We start from the raw sequence: 18,327 nt of genomic DNA, 5'->3' as shown, positions 1-18,327 counted from the left end.
TTCGCGTCGATCGTCCGAACGCGGCCCGAACCTGCGGCAGCGGCGACATGGAGTTTGTCGTCCCCTGTGTAACAACAAATCCTGGTCAAACCCTTGTGCAAACGAACGGGTGAGTTAGCATCGCACCCCGAATTGCCGCGAACGGGCCGTTTCTGGTGCCCGTATCTGCCGGTTTTCCAAGGAAAATCGGCCGCGGGTTCGCCTCACAATAAAATGGGTTCAGGGGACTTAAGATGAAGAAGTATCTCTCGATGCTGCTGCTCGGCGTCACGGCAATGGTGGCGGTCAATGCAGCCCAGGCTGGCGCCATCGACGATGCGGTCAAGCGCGGTACGTTGAAAGTCGGCATGGATCCGACCTACATGCCGTTTGAAATGACCAACAAGCGCGGCGAGATCATCGGCTTCGAAGTCGACCTCCTCAAGGCCATGACCAAGGCCATGGGCGTCAAGCTGGAATTGGTCTCCACCGGCTACGACGGCATCATCCCGGCCCTTTTGACCGACAAGTTCGACATGATCGGCAGCGGCATGACCCTGACCCAGGAGCGCAACCTGCGCCTGAACTTCAGCGACCCCTTCATCGTGGTCGGCCAGACCCTGCTGATCCGCAAGGAGCTGGAAGGCACCATCAAGTCTTATAAAGACCTGAACACCGCCGACTACCGCATCACCTCCAAACTGGGCACCACCGGCGAAATGGTCGCCAAGAAGCTGATATCCAAGGCCAAGTACCACGGCTACGACAACGAGCAGGAAGCCGTGCTCGACGTGGTCAACGGCAAGGCCGACGCCTTTATCTACGACGCCCCGTACAACGTGGTGGCGCTGAGCAAGGTCGGCAACGGCAAGCTTACGTTCCTCGACAAGCCGTTCACCTACGAGCCCCTGGCGTTCGGCCTGAAGAAGGGCGACTTCGACAGCCTGAACTTCATCAACAACTTCCTGCACCAGATCCACGAAGACGGCACCTACGATCGTATCCATGACAAGTGGTTCAAGAGCACCGAGTGGCTCAAGGACATGGAGTAACACTCGGTCAGACAGACCGAGTCGCCCCCATTCGCGGGCAAGCCTCGCTCCTACGGATTCACGCAATCCCTGTAGGAGCGAGGCTTGCCCGCGAAGGCCGCGTCCCTGGCGCCATAAAATCTGGAACCCTGCACAGTGATCAAACATAAAAAAGCCCAATGGCCCTGGCACGCATTGACCGTGCTGGTGCTGATCGGCCTGGCCGGCGCGCTGTATTACGCCACCTCGCTGATGTCTTACGAATGGCGCTGGAACCGCGTACCGCAGTATTTCGCCTATCAGGCCGAGGAATCGCAGCGGGCGGCGGACATCTCCAGCGTCAGCGAAGTGGTACGCAAAGGCGGCAAGGCCGAGGTCACGCTGCGCAACGACGCGGGCAACGAGCAGTTGCTGACGGTCGACGAAAACAGCCTGCAAGTCGCCCGTGGCGACGATGTGGCCGAAGGCGATGTGATCGGCGTAACCCGTCACTGGGCGGCCGGGCCGCTGCTGCTGGGCCTGTGGACCACCTTGTGGCTGTCGGTGGTGTCCGGGGTGCTGGGCCTGTTCATCGGCCTGGCGACCGGGCTTTGCCGACTGTCGAACAACCCGACCCTGCGCGACCTATCGACCATCTATGTCGAACTGGTACGCGGTACGCCGCTGTTGGTGCAGATCTTCATTTTCTATTTCTTCATCGGCACGGTGCTGAACCTGTCCCGCGAGTTCGCCGGGATCGCCGCGCTGTCGCTGTTCACCGGCGCCTATGTGGCGGAAATCGTCCGTGCCGGCGTGCAGTCGATTGCCCGTGGCCAGAACGAAGCGGCCCGCTCCCTGGGCCTGAATGCCAGCCAATCGATGCGCCATGTGGTGCTGCCGCAAGCGTTCAAGCGCGTGCTGCCGCCGCTGGCCGGGCAATTCATCAGCCTGGTCAAGGACACCTCGCTGGTGTCGGTGATCGCCATTACCGAGCTGCTCAAGAGCGGCCGCGAAGTCATCACCACCTCGTTCTCGCCGTTCGAGATCCTGTTCTGCGTGGCGGGCCTGTACCTGTTGATCAACCTGCCGCTGTCGAAAATGGCCAGCCGGCTTGAGCGGAGGCTCGCGCAAAGTGATTGAAGTCCGCGATCTGGTAAAAGTCTTCGACACCCGGGGCCAGGTGGTCCGCGCGGTGGATAACGTCACCACCCAGGTGGCCAAGGGCGAAGTGCTGGTGGTGATCGGCCCGTCCGGCTCCGGCAAGTCGACCTTCCTGCGCTGCCTCAACGGCCTGGAGCAGTTCGATTCCGGCTCGGTGAGCATCGATGGCCTGCAACTGGCCGATCCCAAGACCGATGTGAATGCCTATCGCCGCGAAGTCGGCATGGTGTTCCAGCACTTCAACCTGTTCCCGCACATGACCGTGCTGGAAAACCTCTGCCTGGCGCAGAAGGTCGTGCGCAAGCGCGGCAAGCAGGAGCGCGAGGCCAAGGCCCTGGCCTTGCTGGAGAAGGTCGGTATCGCGCAGAAGGCCAACGAGTTCCCGTCGCGGCTTTCCGGCGGCCAGCAGCAGCGCGTGGCCATTGCCCGGGCGCTGGCCATGGAGCCAAAGGTCATGCTGTTCGACGAGCCGACGTCGGCGCTGGACCCGGAAATGGTCGGCGAAGTGCTGGATGTGATGAAAACCCTGGCCCTGGAAGGCATGACCATGGTCTGCGTGACCCACGAAATGGGCTTTGCCCGGGAAGTGGCGGACCGGGTGCTGTTCTTCGATCACGGCAAACTGCTGGAAGACGCCTCGCCAGCGGCGTTCTTCGACGCGCCCCAGGACCCGCGGGCCCAGGCGTTTCTGCGCCAGGTGCTGTAGGTTTTTCGTTAGCCTGAACCTATCGCGGGCAAGCCTCGCTCCTACAGATAACGCTCATCTGTAGGAGCGAGGCTTGCCCGCGATTGTTTCACCCCGATATCAAACGAAACCGGCTCGGATCAAACCCGGAAGCGCCCGACCAGGGCCTGCAGATGGGTCCCCAGGCGCGCCAGCTCGACGCTGGAGGCCGCTGTCTCCTCACTGGCTGCCGAGGTCTGCTCGGACACATCGCGCACGTTCAGCACGCTCCTGTTGATTTCCTCGGCTACCGCGCTCTGCTGCTCGGCCGCGGCGGCGATCTGCTGGTTCATCGCCTGGATCGCCGAGACGGTGCGGGTGATGTTTTCCAGCGAACCGCCGGCGCGACGGGTCAATTCGACGCTGCTGTCGGTCAGGCTGCGGCTGTTGTCCATGATGTTGGCCACTTCCTGGGTGCCGTTCTGCAGGCCGACGATCAGCTCCTCGATCTCTTCGGTGGACTTCTGGGTGCGCTGCGCCAGGCTGCGCACCTCGTCGGCGACCACGGCGAAACCGCGTCCGGCTTCACCCGCGCGGGCGGCCTCGATGGCGGCGTTGAGGGCCAGCAGGTTGGTCTGCTGGGCCACCGACTTGATCACGTCGAGCACGCTGCCGATCTTGTCGCTTTCCTGTTTCAAGTGGCCCATGGCGGCGGTGGAGTTGCCGACTTCGGCCGCCAGGCGTTCGATCTGCGCGATCGCCTCGCCAACCACCTTGTCGCCTTCGCGGGCCTGCTGGTCGGCGGCGACCGCGGCTTCCGAGGCCTCCTCGGCGTTGCGCGCGACTTCCTGGACCGTGGCGGCCATTTCATTCATGGCGGTAGCCACCTGGTCGGTCTCGACTTTCTGGCTGTTGACCCCGGCGCTGGTCTGTTCGGTCACGGCCGACAGCTGTTCGGCGGCGCTGGCAATTTGCGTGACGCCATCGCTGATGCCGCCGATCAGCTCGCGCAGGCTCAGGGTCATGCGTTGCATGGCCTGTTGCAGCTGGCCGAGTTCGTCGCGCCGCTCGACATGCAGGTTCTCGCTGAGATCGCCCGAGGCGACACGCTCGACCACCCTGAGGGTCTGGCGCAGCGGAATGACGATCTGGCGGGTGATGCTCCAGGCGGCGACCAGGCCGAACAGCAGGGCCAGCGCGGTGACGATGGCCAGGGTGCTTCTGGCTTGGGCGGCGTCGCTGTCGCGTTTGTGGGTTTGCGCGATGGTCAGCTGTTTGCTGACTTCCATCAGGCGATCGCCCTGGGCCGCCATGCGTTTGAGGGCGGCGGCGCTGGCCAACTGGGAGTCGCGAAACTCGCTGACCGCCGAGCGGTAGCTCTTGAGCGCGTCGGTGGCCTGCTGCAGGTTGGCCAGGTGCTGCTCCGGCAATTTGGCTGGCAGGCCGGCGAGGTTGTTCAGGGCGTTGTCGATGGCGTCCAGGGCCGGTTGTTCGGCCTCGGCCTTGCCGCTGTAGGTGTAGCCGCGGACCTGAAAGCGTGCCTGCTGGATCAGTTTGCTCAGGTCGATGACGCTGTTGAATTGCGCCACGCTGTCGCCCTGCAGCATGGATTTCTCCACTTCGGCCACCCGGGCCACGGCGTTGTCGGCGGTGGCGCCCAGCTTGGCGCGGGCGGCTTCGCGGTTGGCGGTGGCGCGGGTCATGTCGGCGAAGGCCAGCTTGTATTCGCCGACGGCGGCAAGCTGCTGGTCGAGCATGGCGATGCTTTCAGGCATGGCCAACATTCTGCGTGCGGTCTGCAAGCCTTCGTCGAGCTTGTTCAGCAGGTCGCTGACCGGCCCCGGGCCTTGCTCGCCACGGCGCATTTCATAGTCCAGGCGCGCGATGCGCAGGTCCTTGGTCAGCTCGTTGAGGGTGGAGATGTAGCCCAGCTTGTCGCCACGCTCGATCACATTGCCCAGGCCCAGCCAGCCGGTCGCGGTGATCAGCAGGGTCAGTAGCAGCACCAGGCCGAAGCCAACGCCGAGTTTGAGGTTGACGCTCACATTTCCCAGACTCTGGGCTAACCAACGGTACATGCTGCGAACTCCCTTGGGCCATTAATAGGTTTTGTACCAAGGCTATCGGCTGCGCCAGATTAATCTGAAGCCAAGGAATAAGGCTTGCCGGCGATGGCGCCGTGTCAGGCGCATCGCTATCGCGGGCAAGCCTCGCTCCTACGGGGGAGTGAGGTGGGGGGATTGAGGGGGTTAGAAGAGACGGGCGAGAAGGGCGGTCACGGCGGTTTCGACCCGCAGGATGCGCTCGCCGAGCTGCACCGGTTGCAGGCCCGATTTGCCCAGCAGGTCGATTTCGTAAGGGATCCAGCCGCCTTCCGGACCGATGGCCAGGGTTACCGGCTCATCCAGGCCGCGCGGGCAGGCCGGGTACTGGCCGGGATGACCGACCAGCCCGAGGGTGCCTTCGACCAGCGCTGGCAGGCGGTCTTCGACGAAAGGCTTGAAGCGTTTCTCGATGACCACTTCCGGCAGCACGCTGTCGCGGGCCTGTTCCAGGCCGAGGATCAGTTGCTCGCGAATCGCCTCGGGTTCGAGGAACGGCGTTTGCCAGAAGCTTTTCTCGACCCGGTAGCTGTTCACCAGCACCAGCCGCGGCACGCCCATGGCGGCGACGGTTTGCAGCACCCGGCGGAGCATTTTCGGCCGTGGCAGGGCCAGCACCAGGGTCAGGGGCAGCTTGGCCGGTGGCGGCAGGTCGAGGCTGACTTGCAGCTCGGCCTCCTGCGGCTCCAGGCGCAGCAGCTCGGCCGTACCCATCAGGCCGCCGATACGGCCGACCCGCAGGCTGTCGCCCACCGCGGCGCGATGGACTTCCTGCATGTGGGTCAGGCGGCGATCGCGCAGGATCACCCGGTCGGCCGCGATGAAGTCGGCCTCCTCGAGCAACAGCAGGTTCACGCTTGGGTCGCTGGCGGCTGGTCGTTGTGATCTTCCGCCGGCTGGTCGTCCGGATGGTCGCCGCGCTTGCTGATCAGGCTGCCGAACAGGATGCCGATCTCGAACAGCAGCCACATCGGTACTGCCAGCAAGGTCTGGGAGAAAATGTCCGGCGGGGTCAGGATCATGCCGACCACGAAGCAGCCGATGATCACGTACGGGCGGATTTTCTTCAGGTAGGCGACGTTGACCACGCCGATCCATACCAGCAGCACCACCGCCACCGGGATCTCGAACGCCACGCCGAAGGCGAAGAACAGGGTCATGACGAAATCGAGGTAGCTGGTGATGTCGGTCATCATTTCCACGCCGGCCGGAGTGGCCGCGGCGAAGAATTTGAAGATCAACGGGAACACCAGGAAATACGCGAAAGCCATGCCGATGTAGAACAGCAGGATGCTCGACACCAGCAGCGGTACGGCGATGCGCTTTTCGTGCTTGTACAGGCCGGGGGCGATGAAACCCCAGATCTGGTGCAGGATCACCGGGATCGCCAGGAACAGCGAGACCATCATCGTCAGCTTGAGCGGCGTCAGGAACGGCGATGCCACGTCGGTGGCGATCATCGTTGCGCCTTCCGGCAGATACTGGCGCAGCGGTGTGGAAACGATGGTGTAGATCTGCTGGGTAAAGGCGAACAGCCCGCCGAAGATCAGGAAGATCGCCGCCACGCAGCGCAGCAACCGGGTGCGCAACTCGGTGAGGTGCGACACCAGCGGCATATGTTGGTCGTTTTCCGGAATATCGCTCATGGGGCTCGCGGCGGCAAAGTAGGGTCGTGGGGGGCTGGCGTGACGGGTGCCGTCACGGGCGCAGCCGGTTCGGCCGGTGCAGTTGCCGCAGCGGCGGGGCTTGCGGTGGTCGCATTGGCTGGCGTTCCAGGCGCCGCGGCGGGCGCATGAATGCTCTGCTCGGCCACGGGCTCGACCGGCGTTGGTTGTTGCTGGACCGGATTGAGGATTTTCCGCGCTTCCTGCTCCAGCGACAGAATGTGTTCGTTGTGCAGTTGTCGACGAATTTCATCGGCACCGATTTCCCGTTCAACTTCCTGTTTGATCGCATTGAAGCTGCGCTTCAAGCGGCCGACCCACAGGCCAGCCGTGCGCGCGGCGCCCGGCAAACGCTCGGGGCCGAGCACCAGCAGGGCCACCAGGCCGACGAGCAGCAGTTCAGAGAAGCTGATACCAAACATTAGTCAGTGCTCACGAGTCTTTGCGGGTCGGCTCTTCGACTTTCTGCGCCTGCACGTCGATGGTGTGCGGCTGGTTCAGCGGAGCGCTTTGCGGCTGGACCGGTGGAGCAGGCTGCGCGGTCGGTGGCACGCCGGGCTCGGCAGGTTTTTCGTCGTCGTTCATGGCCTTGCGAAAGCCCTTGATCGATTCGCCGACATCGGTGCCGAGGTTTTTCAGCTTTTTGGTACCGAACACCAGCACCACGACAATCAGGATGACGACCCAGTGTTTCCAGTCAAAAATGCCCATGCTGCGTTTCCTCTCTAAATAATGTTCAGGCGGACGGGCGCGAAGCTTTCTCGGCGTGTCCGGACAAACCGAAGCGCCGGTCCAGTTCATCGAGAACGGCCTGCGGATGCTGCCCGAGCTGGGCCAGCATGACCATGGTGTGGAACCACAAGTCGGCGGTTTCGTAGATTACATCGCTGCAGTCGCCGCTGTGGGCGGCATCCTTGGCGGCAATGATGGTTTCCACCGACTCCTCGCCGACTTTTTCCAGAATCTTGTTCAGGCCCTTGTGGTACAGGCTGGCGACATAGGAGGTGTCGGCGGCGGCGCCTTTGCGCTCTTCCAGCACCTGGGCCAGACGGGTCAGGGTATCGCTCATGTTCAGTGTCCTGCTTGATAGATCGCGTGCGGGTCTTTGAGTACCGGATCGACCGTTTTCCAGTCGCCGTTTTCATAAACGCGGTAGAAGCAGCTCTGGCGGCCTGTATGGCAGGCAATGTCTCCGATCTGTTCGACCATCAGGATGATGACGTCGGCATCGCAGTCCAGGCGCATTTCATGGAGCTTTTGCACATGCCCGGACTCTTCTCCCTTGCGCCACAGCTTGCCACGCGAACGTGACCAGTAGATGGCACGGTTTTCGGCAGCGGTCAGGCTCAGCGCCTCGCGGTTCATCCAGGCCATCATCAGCACGCGCCCGGTCTTGTGATCCTGGGCGATGGCCGGCACCAGGCCGTCAGCGTCCCATTTGATCTCGTCCAGCCAATCTTTCATCTTCGACTCCGACAACGGGGTTCGACGTGCTCGTCGAGCCTCGGCAATGCAAAACAGTGTGCCAGCCGCTAGCCTGGCTGGCTATCGGCGCACGACCAGATACAAGCCCACCGCAATCATGATGCCGGCCGGCCAATGACCCAATTCGTTCAGCGGCCCGCCGGCGGCGAGGATCGCGCCACCGCCCAGGTGTGCCGCGCCGAGTAGACGCAGAAACCAGTCGTCCTTGCGTCGGTGCCAGGGTGGCGAAGGGTCCTGGGCATGGGGCTGGGACATGCGCTCGAGCAGGTCGCGGGTCATGTTGGCCAGGTGCGGCAGTTGCTCGACCTGGCTGTGCAGGTTGCCCAGCAAGGCTTTGGGGCTGACGCGCTCGCGCATCCAGCGCTCCAGGAACGGTTGGGCGGTGTTCCACAGGTCCAGCTCCGGGTACAGCTGGCGGCCCAGGCCTTCGATGTTCAGCAGGGTCTTTTGCAGCAGGACCAGCTGTGGCTGCACTTCCATGTTGAAGCGGCGAGCGGTCTGGAACAGGCGCATCAGCACCTGGCCGAAGGAAATATCTTTTAACGGTTTTTCGAAGATCGGCTCGCACACGGTACGGATCGCCGCTTCGAATTCGTTGAGCTTGGTCTCTGCCGGCACCCAGCCCGAATCGATGTGCAACTGCGCCACGCGCCGGTAATCGCGCTTGAAGAAGGCAAACAGGTTGCGCGCCAGGTAATCCTGGTCTTGCGGGGTCAGGCTGCCGACGATGCCGCAGTCGATGGCAATGTACTGCGGGCTCCAGGGTTGCACGGTGCTGACGAAGATGTTGCCCGGGTGCATGTCGGCGTGGAAGAAACTGTCGCGGAACACCTGGGTGAAGAAGATCTCCACGCCGCGCTCGGCGAGCATTTTCATGTCGGTGCGCTGGTCGGCCAGGGTCGCCAGGTCGGTCACCTGGATCCCATAGATGCGCTCCATGACCAGCACTTTCGGCCGGCACCAGTCCCAGTACACCTGCGGCACATAGAGCAGCGGCGAACCTTCGAAGTTTCGCTTGAGCTGGCTGGCGTTGGCGGCCTCGCGCAACAGGTCGAGTTCGTCGTAGATGGTCTTTTCGTAGTCGCTGACCACGTCTACCGGGTGCAGCAGGCGGGCGTCGGCCGAGACCTTCTCGGCGGCGCGGGCAAGGATGAACAGCCAGGCCAGGTCCTGCGCGATGACCGGCTTGAGGCCCGGGCGGATAACCTTGACTACCACTTCTTCGCCGCTCTTGAGCTGGGCGGCGTGGACTTGCGCCACCGAGGCGGAGGCCAGGGGCTCGATATCGAAGCGGCTGAACACCTCGCTGATTTTCTTGCCCAGTTGCTCTTCGATCAGCGCCACCGACTTCTTCGAGTCGAATGGCGGCACGCGGTCCTGCAGCAGCATCAGCTCGTCGGCGATGTCTTCGGGCAGCAGGTCGCGGCGGGTCGAGAGAATCTGCCCGAACTTGATGAAGATCGGCCCCAGGTCCTGCAAAGCCAGGCGCAGGCGCGCGCCGCGGCTCAGCTCCAGCTGCTTGCGTGGAAACCAGCGCCAGGGCAAGGCGTAGCGCAGCGCCAGGAGGAACCAGGGCAGCGGCAGGGCGAACAGCAGGTCATCGAGGCGGTAGCGGATCACGACGCGCTGGATGCGCAACAAACGGCGGACGGCAAGCAGCTTCATGCGTTATCGCTTGGGTCAAGGGATCGGGAAAGGCGCTCGAAGCGCGCCTCGAGGCGTTCCAGGTCGAGCTTGACCCGGTCCAGTTCACTGAAGCGGGCCTCGGCTTCGCGCTGGCCCACCAGGGTGCGCGATTCTTCGGCCAGGTATTCGGCGAGGTTCTGGTTCAGGCTGGCGAAACCCTGGCGATACCAGCGCGCGCGGCTGCGCAGATGGCCGCTGAACAGCTGGGTGGCCACCGGGCCGAGCCAGCGCGAGAGTTCGTATTCCCAGTCCAGCTCCAGGTCCTGGAGGATGGCGGACAGCTCCAGCAGGACGCCGCTGTCGCCTTCCAGCTCGACTTCGGGGCCGTGCAGCACCGAAGTCTTGTCCTGGCTCAGGGCCAGGCGCACCAGGCTCGACGCCGGCGCACGCAGGGTGCAGTCGGCCTCGGCGGCCCAATGCGCGGCGAGGGTCAGGCCCTCGTCGCCGGGAATGACGAACAGCTGCAGGCTAGGGCTGCGGCAATCGACGGCGATGACCTTGCCGTTCAAATGCTGCAAGCGTGGCAAAGCCGTGCTGTCGAGACGCAGTACACGGTTGAGGCCGTGTTCGACGCTGGCGAGCAGGCCGCTGAGCAACATCAGGGTTTGATGCCGCGGTGCAGGGCAACGATGCCCGCGGTCATGTTGTGATAGGTCACTCGATCGAAGCCGGCGTCGACCATCATCGATTTCAGGGTTTCCTGGTTCGGGTGCATGCGGATCGATTCGGCCAGGTAGCGGTAGCTTTCCGAGTCGTTGGTGATCAGCTTGCCGGCCAGCGGCATGAAGGCGAACGAGTAGGCGTCGTAGACCTTGGACATCAGCGCGTTGGTCGGCTTGGAGAACTCCAGCACCAGCAGGCGGCCGCCGGGCTTGAGCACCCGCAGCATCGAGCGCAGGGCATCTTCCTTGTGGGTCACGTTGCGCAGGCCGAAGGCGATGGTCACGACGTCGAAATGGTTGTCCGGGAACGGCAGTTTTTCCGCGTCCGCCTGGACGAATTCGATGTTGCCGGCCACGCCCTTGTCGAGCAGGCGGTCGCGACCGACCTTGAGCATGGAGGCGTTGATGTCGGCCAGCACCACCTGGCCGGTAGGGCCCACCAGATGGGAAAACTTGCGGGTCAGGTCACCGGTGCCGCCGGCGATGTCCAGCACGCGATTGCCCGGGCGAACGCCGGACAGTTCGATCGTGAAGCGTTTCCACAGGCGATGCATGCCACCGGACAGTACGTCGTTCATCAGGTCGTACTTGGCGGCCACCGAGTGGAACACCTCAGCGACTTTTTCCGCCTTCTGGCTTTCCGGAACGTTTTTGAAACCGAAGTGAGTGGTGGGTTCGGCATCGCTGCCTTTGCGCTGATCGGTCATATCGCTGTCACCAAAAAAGAATGCGGGACATTCTAATCCCGGTGGCGGTCTTTGTCTTGGCAAGGCTGAATGTAAGATAGTGAAGCGCCGGGGCGTTTTGACGCAGTGCAGCTCAAGACGCTCAAGGCAAGTCCCGATAAAACAGGAGTCATTCAATGGCCCGTATAAGTGTTGAGCGTGCCCACGGCCTGGGTAAGGAGGCAGCCCGTGAAAAGGCTGACCAGTTGGCGCAGAAACTGGCCGAACAATATGGCCTGGAGCCGCAGTGGTCGGGCGATACCCTGAACCTCAAGCGTTCGGGGGTCAAAGGTGCGGTGCTGGTGGGCGACGATTCGATCCGAGTCGATGTCGAACTGGGCCTGCTGATGTCCGCCATGAGCGGCATGATCAAGTCGGAAATCGAAAGGGCGCTGGATAAAGCCCTGGTCTGAACCGCTGCGCCGAAGTTGGTTTGCCGGCGATTCCGGGTGTTGCAATGACGCCCGCAAACGCATCGCTGGCAAGCCTGTTTCACCTGATGGCTGCCACCTTTTTCATGACATTGGTTAGGGTGCCGATTCTAATTTTTCTCACTACTTTGTGCCTGAGCCCACTTTCCTGCGGGCAGTTCCTCAAACCTTCTGCGCGTGAGGTGCACCATGGCCAAAGTAATTCTGAAGAAAAAAGTTGATGCCGCATCAACCACTCTGAGTGAAGTCAGATCCTATGCCCGCAAGATCTGGCTGGCAGGCCTGGGTGCCTACACCAAGGTCGGCCAGGAGGGCAGCGAGTACTTTCAAGAGCTCGTGAAGGCTGGCCAAACTGTTGAAAAAAAAGGCAAAAAAGTTGTGGCTGAACAACTGGATGCCGCTAACAGTCAGATCGAAGACGTGAAAGGGGATGTCAATAGCATCAGAGGCAAGGTCGAAGCGCAGCTGGATAAAGTCGAAAGGGCTTTTGACTCGCGTGTCGCAAGTGCCTTGAATCGCATCGGCATTCCGTCTAAACATGACGTTGAGACACTCTCTGCTAAGCTCGATGAGCTAACGGCATTGCTCGAACGTGTCGCGCGTAAACATTAAGGAGAACGGGATGGCTGGTAAAAAGAATACTGAAAAAGAAGGCAGCTCGTGGATCGGGAAGGTCGAAGACTACTCCCGTAAAATCTGGCTTGCTGGTTTAGGCGTGTACTCGAAAATCGACACTGACGGCAGCAAGCTTTTCGAGTCGCTGGTCAAGGATGGCGAGAAAGCCGAGAAGCTCACCAAAAGCGCTGTCGGCAAGAAAGTCGACGCCGCCAAGGACTCCGCAAGCTCGGCAAAATCGCGCATCAGTGGCGTCAAGGACCGCGCGCTGGGCAAGTGGGACGAGCTGGAAGGTGCATTCGACAAGCGCTTGAACAGCGCCATTTCGCGTCTGGGCGTGCCTAGCCGCAATGAAGTCAAGGCGCTGCACAGCAAGGTCGACACCCTGACCAAACAGATTGAAAAACTCACCGGGGCCAAGGTGGCTCCGATCGCGACCAAGACTGCAGCGGCCAAGCCTCTGGCTAAAACCGCAGCCAAGCCGGCAGCCAAGGCTCCGGCCAAGGCAGCAGCCAAACCTGCCGCGAAACCGGCAGCCAAAACTGCGGCGGCCAAGCCGGCTGCAAAACCTGCCGCCAAGCCAGCAGCAAAACCTGCTGCCAAACCCGCCGCGAAACCGGCAGCGAAAAAACCAGCAGTGAAGAAACCGGCAGCACCCAAGGCCGCTGCACCGAAGCCTGCGGTTGCCGCCAAGCCGGCAGCGGCGGCCAGCCCTGCGAACTCCGCAGTGCCGCCAACGCCTGCCGTTACCCCGACTGCCGCGCCAGCACCAGCGACGCCAACCAGTCAGTCCTGAATTTTTCGGGATATACAAAAACGCCCGGCCTGGTAAGGCCGGGCGTTTTTGTTTGTGGGCTTGTTGTGGTGCCGATCAACGGTGCTCGTCAAGGCAGCGCAGGGCCATCTGCTCGGTAGCCAGCTTCGCTGGTGGCAGCAGGTGCGGCGCCACCAGCATCATGATCTGGTAGACCACCACCCGCACTTCGCCCTCGCGATCGAGAATGCGCTGATAGTCCAGCGAGAACAGCAGGGTCATGGTGATCTGCTCCACCAGTTGCCCCAATGCCTGGGTATCGCTGACCAGTTGGCCCGACGCCTTGAGCCTGGCCAGCAGCGAGGCCAGGGTGCGCTTCAGGGCGTTGAGCAGGTTGCGAATACCCTTGGCCAGTTTCGGCAGGCGCCCGGCCAGGTTGGACAAGTCCTGGAACAGGAAGCGGTAGTGCGCCAGGCGCTCGACGATCAGGTGCAGGAACAGCCAATGGTCTTCGGGGGCCAGGTGTACATCGGCGGGCGGGTCGAGCAGGGGCGTCAGCTCATTTTGAAAGCGCTCGAACAGGCCGAGGACCAACGGTTCCTTGCCGTGAAAGTGGTAGTAGAGATTGCCGGGGCTGATCCCCATTTCATTGGCCACTTCCATGGTCGAGACATTGGGCTCGCCCTTGTGATTGAACAACTGCAGGGCACATTCAAGTATGCGGTCGCGGGTTTTCATCCAGTCTTCTTGGTTATTCAGTCTGGCCGCGACCCTGGGGCCGCGACGTGGGGAAGTTCAGCGTACGCGCACGTAGGTGCCGGGCGCCGCTTCCATCGGTGGATAGTTCTGATTGCCCAGGGTCATCAGGGTTTCGCGCTGGACGCCGGAGCGTTTCTGGATCCAGTCCAGCCATAGCGTCCACCAACTGCCTTCGACGCTCTTGGCGTCGTAATACCAGGCCCGCGGGTCGCTGCTGAGCTTGCCGTTCTCGACGTAGTTGGCCTTGGGATTGCCCGGTGGGTTGAGGATGCTCTGCACATGCCCGCTGTTGGACAGTACGAAGCGCTTGTCGCCGCCCAGTAGCAGGGTCGAGCGATACACCGCATCCCAAGGGGTGATGTGGTCGTTGATTCCGGCAACGCTGAAGCTGTCGATCGTGACTTTTTGCAGGTCGATCGGCGTGCCGCACACTTCCAGGCCGCCAGGGTGAGTCATCGGGTTGTGCTTGAAGAAGTCCAGCAGGTCGCCATGAAAGGCCGCGGGTAGCCGAGTGTTGTCGTTGTTCCAGTAGAGAATGTCGAACGCCGGTGGCTCCTTGCCCAGCAGGTAATTGTTGACCCAGTAATTCCAGATCAGGTCGTTGGGCCGCATCCAGGCGAATACCTTGGCCATGTCGCGACCGTCGAGCACGCCCCTTTGATAGGAGCGGCGCTTGGCCGCCTCCAGGGTCTGCTCGTCGGCGAACAGTGTCGCCGGGCTGTCCAGCTGGCTATCCAGCAGGCTGACCAGATAGGTGGAGCTGGAGACCCGACGCAGTTGCCGCTTGGCTTGCAGATGGCCTTGCAGGGCGGCAATGGTCAGGCCGCCGGCACAGGCACCCAGCAGGTTGACATCGCGACTGCCGGTGATCGCCCGGCAGGCATTCATGGCTTCTTCCACGGCTTCGACATAGCTCGACAGGCCCCATTCACGATGCCGCACATCGGGGTTGCGCCAGCTGATGATGAAGGTCTGCAGGCCGTTCTTCAGGGCGAACTGCACGAAGCTGTTGGTGGGGCTGAGGTCGAAGATATAGAACTTGTTGATCTGCGGCGGCACTATCAGCAAGGGCCGCGCGTACTGTTTTTCGCTCATCGGCTTGTACTGGATCAGTTCCAGCAGCTCGTTGCGAAACACCACCGAGCCAGGTGTGGTGGCCAGGTTCCTGCCCACCTCGAAGGCCTGTTTGGTGACCTGGCTGGGTAGGCCATTGTTGTGCAGCAAGTCGTCGACCAGATGACTGATGCCGCGGATCACGCTGTTGCCACCGGAGTTGAAGATTTCCTTGATCGCCAGCGGATTAAGCAAGGTGTTGGAGGGGGACACCGCATCGTTGAGCAAGTTGAAGGCAAAGTGTGCGCGGGCCCGGTCGTCCTCGCTCATGTTGCTGTCGTCGATCCAGCTCTTGATCTGTTTCTGCCAGCTGAGATAAGCCTGCAGGCCGCGTCGGTAAAAGGGGTTCAGGCTCCAGGTCGGATCGGCGAACCGGTTGTCCTGGGGGTTGGGCTTGTGCAGCGTTTCACCCAGCAGTACACGGCCCAATTGGCCACCCAGCGCCAAGGCGTGGCGGGCGCTGTGCACCGGGTTGCGCAGGCCGTAAGTGGCCACGCTGCGTAGAGTGGAAAGCAAGTCACGGCCGCGCAGGCCGGTGATGGCACTCTGGGCGGTGATGTAGGTAGCGGGTGTGGGCAACGAGCCCGCCGTTGGTTTGTCTCGCATGCTTCAACACTCCTTCGTCAAGCTATCAACAAGCACACCAAGACCTATCACCATAGTAGGTCCTGGACCATCCTGCGTTCGCGACGATCCTGTCGACAGACGCTTTTTGCTACGTACCGCTAAATGGTGTTGGATGCGGGTGCATCACTGCCCTTTGCCGTTCCTCCTCGAGAAATTTCATGACGATCGGTGCGACGGCCTCGGCCCGGGTAATCAGGAACAGATGGCCATCATCGATGATGTGTAACTGGGCGTTGGGAATGCGCCACGCCAGCATGCGCATATTGATCAACGGGATCAGCGGGTCGTCGTCGCCGGCCAGTATCAGGGTCGGCTGGTGGATCTTGTGCAGCCAGTGGATGCTGGTCCAGCCGAGACCGGCGAACAGCTGCCAGTAGTAGCCCAGCTTGCCGGCCGAACGGACCTTGCTGGCATGCTCGGCGGCCAGGTTGGGGTCACGACGGAACGAACCGCCGTAGATCAGCGGGGCGATGCGGATCACGTGGGAGGGCTGGATGTAGCGCCGCGGGCTGGCCATCATCCACAGCACCTTGGGTTTGCCCGGCACCATGAAGGCGCCCGCGGCAGTGGCGGCCAGCACCAGTTTCTTGCAGCGTTCGGGGTAGTCGTAGGCGAATTGCTGGGCCAGCGCACCGCCCCAGGACACACCCACCGCATTGACCTGCCCATAGTCGAGGTAATCGAGCATGCGCGCGGTCAGCTTGGCCAGGCCGGGAAAACGGTAGGGTCGGCTCGGTGTCGAGGAGCCGCCAACGCCCGGTACGTCGAAAGCGATGACTTCCAGGTCCGGGTCCAGAGCCTGGACGAACGGAAACACCAACTCCAGGTTGGCGCCGATACCGTTAAAGATCAGCAAGGGTGTCAAGTGAGGCTTGCCGGGACGTACCGCGGTACGAATGGTCTGGCCATCCAGATCGACGGTACGGAAGACGAACGGTTGAGGCATGCCTTGGCCCTATTGGTGGAATCAATATCCTGCAGGAGCGAGCCTGCTCGCGAAAAAAATCGTCCTGCCGACCCTTTGCCTGAGGCCGGCAGAGCGTTATCGCAAGCACGCTCGCCCCTGCAGGGGTGCTATCGGTCAGCGTTCATGGACATAAGTACCCGGCGCCGCCTCGGCCGCTGGATACGCCTTGTTGCCGAGAATACTCGGCGTCTTTTTCAGTTTGCCCGAACGCTCCGCCTGCCAGGCCTGCCAGTGCAGCCACCAGGAGTCGGTGTGCTTGGTCGAGTTTTCCTGCCAGACGTCGGCGCTGGCCGGCATCTCTTCGCTGGTCATGTAGCGCGACTTGGGGTTGCCCGGCGGGTTGAGGATGCTCTGGATATGCCCGCTGCTGGACAGTACGAATTCGACCTTGCCGCCAAACAGTTGTGCCGACTTATAGCAGGACTTCCATGGCGTAATGTGGTCGTTGGTGCCCGCCAGGGAGAAAATATCGGCGGTGACCTGCTTCAGGTCGATTGGCGTGCCGCACACTTCCAGTGCATTGGGGCGGACCAGTGGATTGTTTTTGAACATTTCGATCAGGTCGCCATGGAAGGCCGCGGGCAACCGGGTGGTGTCGTTGTTCCAGAACAGGATGTCGAACACCGGCGGCTCGTTGCCCAGCAGGTAGTTGTTCACCCAATAATTCCAGATCAGGTCGTTGGGCCGCATCCAGGCGAAGACCTTGGCCATGTCTCGACCTTCCAGTACGCCGGCCTGGTAGGAGTGGCGCTTGGCGGCCTCCAGGGTCTGCTCGTCGACGAACAACGCCACCTGGGTATCCAGGGTGGTGTCGAGCACGCTGACCAGCAGCGTCATGGCATTGACCTTTTTCTCGCCCAGGGCCGCGTAATGGCCCAGCAGCGCGGTGCAGGTAATGCCGCCGGAGCAGGCGCCGAGGATGTTCACGTCCTTGCTGCCGGTGATGGCGATGACCACATCGACCGCTTCTTTCAGCGCTTCGATATAGGTCGACAGGCCCCACTCGCGCTGTGCCTTGGTCGGGTTGCGCCAGCTGACGATAAAGGTCTGCACGCCGTTGCGCAGGCAGAAGCGCGCCAGGCTCTTGTCCGGGCTGAGGTCGAAGACGTAGAACTTGTTGATTTGAGGTGGGACCACCAGCAACGGGCGCTCGTGCACCTGTTCGGTCACCGGGCGGTACTGGATCAGCTCCAGCACGTCGTTGCGAAACACCACCGCGCCTTCACTGGTGCCCAGGTTCTTGCCGATCTCGAAGGCGTCCATATTGACCTGGCTCGGCATGCCGCCGTTGTGCACCAGATCCTTGGCCAGGTGGGAAAGACCGTCGAGCAGGCTTTTGCCGCCGGTCTCGAAGAAGCGCTTGACCGCTGCCGGGTTGGCGGCAGTGTTGGTCGGCGCCATGGCTTCGGTCATCAGGTTGATGACGAAGTGGCCGCGACTGATGTCCTGTTCGGAGAGATTGCTCTCGCCGATCCAGTCGTGAAGCTCCTTGCGCCACGCCAGGTAGGTTTGCAGATAGCGTTTGTACAGCGGGTTCTGGCTCCAGGCCGGATCATTGAAGCGACGGTCATCGCCCTCCGGCTGCAGCGTCGATTTGCCGAACATCACGTTCTTCAATTCGACGCCGAAATGAGCCACATGTTTGGCGCTGTGCAGCGGTTGTTTGATGGCCTGGGTCAGCACCATGCGAGCAGAACTAAGCAGATCTTTCCGACGTAAACCGATGACAGGATTCAGGCCCAGAGTGTTTTCCGAGGCTTGGCGTTTCAGGTCATCGTTGTTCTTGTTACTCATCTACGACGCTCCATTGTCCTGAGACGAGTACCGGACCTGCTGTGTAGTCACACAGCAAAGATGCCAGGTACTACTGCTCGGGTGACCGTTGATTCTGCATTACTGCTTTTTTGTTCAGAGAACACTGCA

20 protein-coding genes and 1 pseudogene are annotated in these 18,327 nt (G+C 61.9%); 6 read left to right on the top strand and 15 right to left on the bottom strand.

Annotation, left to right across the window (positions count from 1 at the left end):
- Positions 1-233: 233 nt before the first annotated feature.
- The 3 genes from BLV20_RS12695 (at position 234) to BLV20_RS12685 (ending at position 2,856) form a co-directional block, all read left to right on the top strand.
- Entirely contained in the window at positions 234-1,031 is a 798-nt protein-coding gene (locus BLV20_RS12695) for a transporter substrate-binding domain-containing protein (protein WP_092301854.1), read from the top strand.
- Between the two features lie 138 nt (positions 1,032-1,169).
- Positions 1,170-2,129 carry an amino acid ABC transporter permease gene (locus BLV20_RS12690; RefSeq protein ID WP_371914316.1) on the top strand — a complete coding sequence of 320 codons (960 nt, stop codon included), beginning with the start codon at positions 1,170-1,172 and terminating at the stop codon, positions 2,127-2,129.
- Positions 2,122-2,856 carry an amino acid ABC transporter ATP-binding protein gene (locus BLV20_RS12685; RefSeq protein ID WP_092301848.1) on the top strand — a complete coding sequence of 245 codons (735 nt, stop codon included), beginning with the start codon at positions 2,122-2,124 and terminating at the stop codon, positions 2,854-2,856. Before BLV20_RS12690 ends, BLV20_RS12685 begins: the two co-directional genes overlap by 8 nt.
- Positions 2,857-2,975: 119 nt before the next feature.
- On the opposite strand, the gene BLV20_RS32035 is transcribed toward BLV20_RS12685, so the two are convergent.
- From BLV20_RS32035 to ubiE, 11 genes and pseudogenes are all read right to left on the bottom strand, one after another.
- Complete coding sequence (locus BLV20_RS32035) at positions 2,976-3,680, bottom strand: methyl-accepting chemotaxis protein (RefSeq protein WP_371914315.1); 705 nt, start codon at positions 3,678-3,680, stop codon at positions 2,976-2,978.
- 198 nt (positions 3,681-3,878) lie between these two features.
- Positions 3,879-4,892, bottom strand: a pseudogene (locus BLV20_RS32030) (methyl-accepting chemotaxis protein); the annotation flags it as partial.
- Between the two features lie 171 nt (positions 4,893-5,063).
- Positions 5,064-5,771 carry a 16S rRNA (uracil(1498)-N(3))-methyltransferase gene (locus tag BLV20_RS12675; RefSeq protein ID WP_092301842.1) on the bottom strand — a complete coding sequence of 236 codons (708 nt, stop codon included), beginning with the start codon at positions 5,769-5,771 and terminating at the stop codon, positions 5,064-5,066.
- Entirely contained in the window at positions 5,768-6,562 is a 795-nt protein-coding gene (gene tatC, locus BLV20_RS12670) for a twin-arginine translocase subunit TatC (RefSeq protein ID WP_092301839.1), read from the bottom strand. Before tatC ends, BLV20_RS12675 begins: the two co-directional genes overlap by 4 nt.
- A complete protein-coding gene (gene tatB, locus BLV20_RS12665) occupies positions 6,559-7,002 on the bottom strand; it encodes a Sec-independent protein translocase protein TatB (protein WP_092301836.1) in 444 nt (147 codons plus the stop codon). The genes tatC and tatB overlap by 4 nt, the downstream gene beginning before the upstream one ends.
- A gap of 10 nt (positions 7,003-7,012) precedes the next feature.
- Complete coding sequence (locus BLV20_RS12660) at positions 7,013-7,291, bottom strand: twin-arginine translocase TatA/TatE family subunit (RefSeq protein ID WP_092301833.1); 279 nt, start codon at positions 7,289-7,291, stop codon at positions 7,013-7,015.
- A 25-nt stretch (positions 7,292-7,316) separates the two neighbouring features.
- Positions 7,317-7,649 (bottom strand): phosphoribosyl-ATP diphosphatase, encoded by a 333-nt coding sequence (locus BLV20_RS12655; protein ID WP_007925883.1) that lies wholly within the window; start codon positions 7,647-7,649, stop codon positions 7,317-7,319.
- 2 nt (positions 7,650-7,651) lie between these two features.
- Positions 7,652-8,044: a phosphoribosyl-AMP cyclohydrolase gene (hisI, locus tag BLV20_RS12650; protein ID WP_007925882.1), complete on the bottom strand. Its 393-nt coding sequence runs from the start codon at positions 8,042-8,044 to the stop codon at positions 7,652-7,654.
- An 81-nt stretch (positions 8,045-8,125) separates the two neighbouring features.
- Positions 8,126-9,730 carry a ubiquinone biosynthesis regulatory protein kinase UbiB gene (gene ubiB / locus BLV20_RS12645; protein WP_092301830.1) on the bottom strand — a complete coding sequence of 535 codons (1,605 nt, stop codon included), beginning with the start codon at positions 9,728-9,730 and terminating at the stop codon, positions 8,126-8,128.
- Positions 9,727-10,350: a ubiquinone biosynthesis accessory factor UbiJ gene (locus BLV20_RS12640; RefSeq protein WP_092301827.1), complete on the bottom strand. Its 624-nt coding sequence runs from the start codon at positions 10,348-10,350 to the stop codon at positions 9,727-9,729. Before BLV20_RS12640 ends, ubiB begins: the two co-directional genes overlap by 4 nt.
- Entirely contained in the window at positions 10,350-11,120 is a 771-nt protein-coding gene (gene ubiE / locus BLV20_RS12635) for a bifunctional demethylmenaquinone methyltransferase/2-methoxy-6-polyprenyl-1,4-benzoquinol methylase UbiE (protein WP_092301824.1), read from the bottom strand. The genes BLV20_RS12640 and ubiE overlap by 1 nt, the downstream gene beginning before the upstream one ends.
- Before the next feature lie 155 nt (positions 11,121-11,275).
- Between ubiE and BLV20_RS12630 the strand changes: the two genes are divergently transcribed.
- The 3 genes from BLV20_RS12630 to BLV20_RS12620 all read left to right on the top strand — a co-directional run bounded on the left by BLV20_RS12630 (position 11,276) and on the right by BLV20_RS12620 (position 12,980).
- Positions 11,276-11,551 (top strand): polyhydroxyalkanoic acid system family protein, encoded by a 276-nt coding sequence (locus tag BLV20_RS12630; protein ID WP_092301821.1) that lies wholly within the window; start codon positions 11,276-11,278, stop codon positions 11,549-11,551.
- Positions 11,552-11,758: 207 nt separating this feature from the next.
- The gene (locus BLV20_RS12625; protein ID WP_092301818.1) at positions 11,759-12,181 is read left to right on the top strand and encodes a phasin family protein; all 423 of its coding nucleotides are present in this window, start codon (positions 11,759-11,761) and stop codon (positions 12,179-12,181) included.
- Positions 12,182-12,191: 10 nt separating this feature from the next.
- Complete coding sequence (locus BLV20_RS12620; RefSeq protein WP_092301815.1) at positions 12,192-12,980, top strand: phasin family protein; 789 nt, start codon at positions 12,192-12,194, stop codon at positions 12,978-12,980.
- A 75-nt stretch (positions 12,981-13,055) separates the two neighbouring features.
- Here BLV20_RS12620 and BLV20_RS12615 read toward each other — a convergent pair whose 3' ends face one another.
- The 4 genes from BLV20_RS12615 to phaC (BLV20_RS12600) all read right to left on the bottom strand — a co-directional run bounded on the left by BLV20_RS12615 (position 13,056) and on the right by phaC (BLV20_RS12600) (position 18,198).
- A complete protein-coding gene (locus BLV20_RS12615; protein WP_092301813.1) occupies positions 13,056-13,676 on the bottom strand; it encodes a TetR/AcrR family transcriptional regulator in 621 nt (206 codons plus the stop codon).
- Between the two features lie 57 nt (positions 13,677-13,733).
- Positions 13,734-15,416: a class II poly(R)-hydroxyalkanoic acid synthase gene (gene phaC / locus BLV20_RS12610; RefSeq protein ID WP_092301810.1), complete on the bottom strand. Its 1,683-nt coding sequence runs from the start codon at positions 15,414-15,416 to the stop codon at positions 13,734-13,736.
- Between the two features lie 109 nt (positions 15,417-15,525).
- A complete protein-coding gene (gene phaZ / locus BLV20_RS12605) occupies positions 15,526-16,383 on the bottom strand; it encodes a poly(3-hydroxyalkanoate) depolymerase (RefSeq protein ID WP_092301807.1) in 858 nt (285 codons plus the stop codon).
- A gap of 135 nt (positions 16,384-16,518) precedes the next feature.
- The gene (phaC, locus tag BLV20_RS12600) at positions 16,519-18,198 is read right to left on the bottom strand and encodes a class II poly(R)-hydroxyalkanoic acid synthase (protein WP_092301804.1); all 1,680 of its coding nucleotides are present in this window, start codon (positions 18,196-18,198) and stop codon (positions 16,519-16,521) included.
- Between the last annotated feature and the right edge of the window lie 129 nt (positions 18,199-18,327).

The sequence above is a fragment of the Pseudomonas sp. NFIX28 genome (genome assembly GCF_900107395.1).
Taxonomy (GTDB): Bacteria; Pseudomonadota; Gammaproteobacteria; order Pseudomonadales; family Pseudomonadaceae; genus Aquipseudomonas.
Note: the sequence above shows the minus strand (reverse complement) of the source record. Positions and strands in the feature narration are given on the sequence as shown.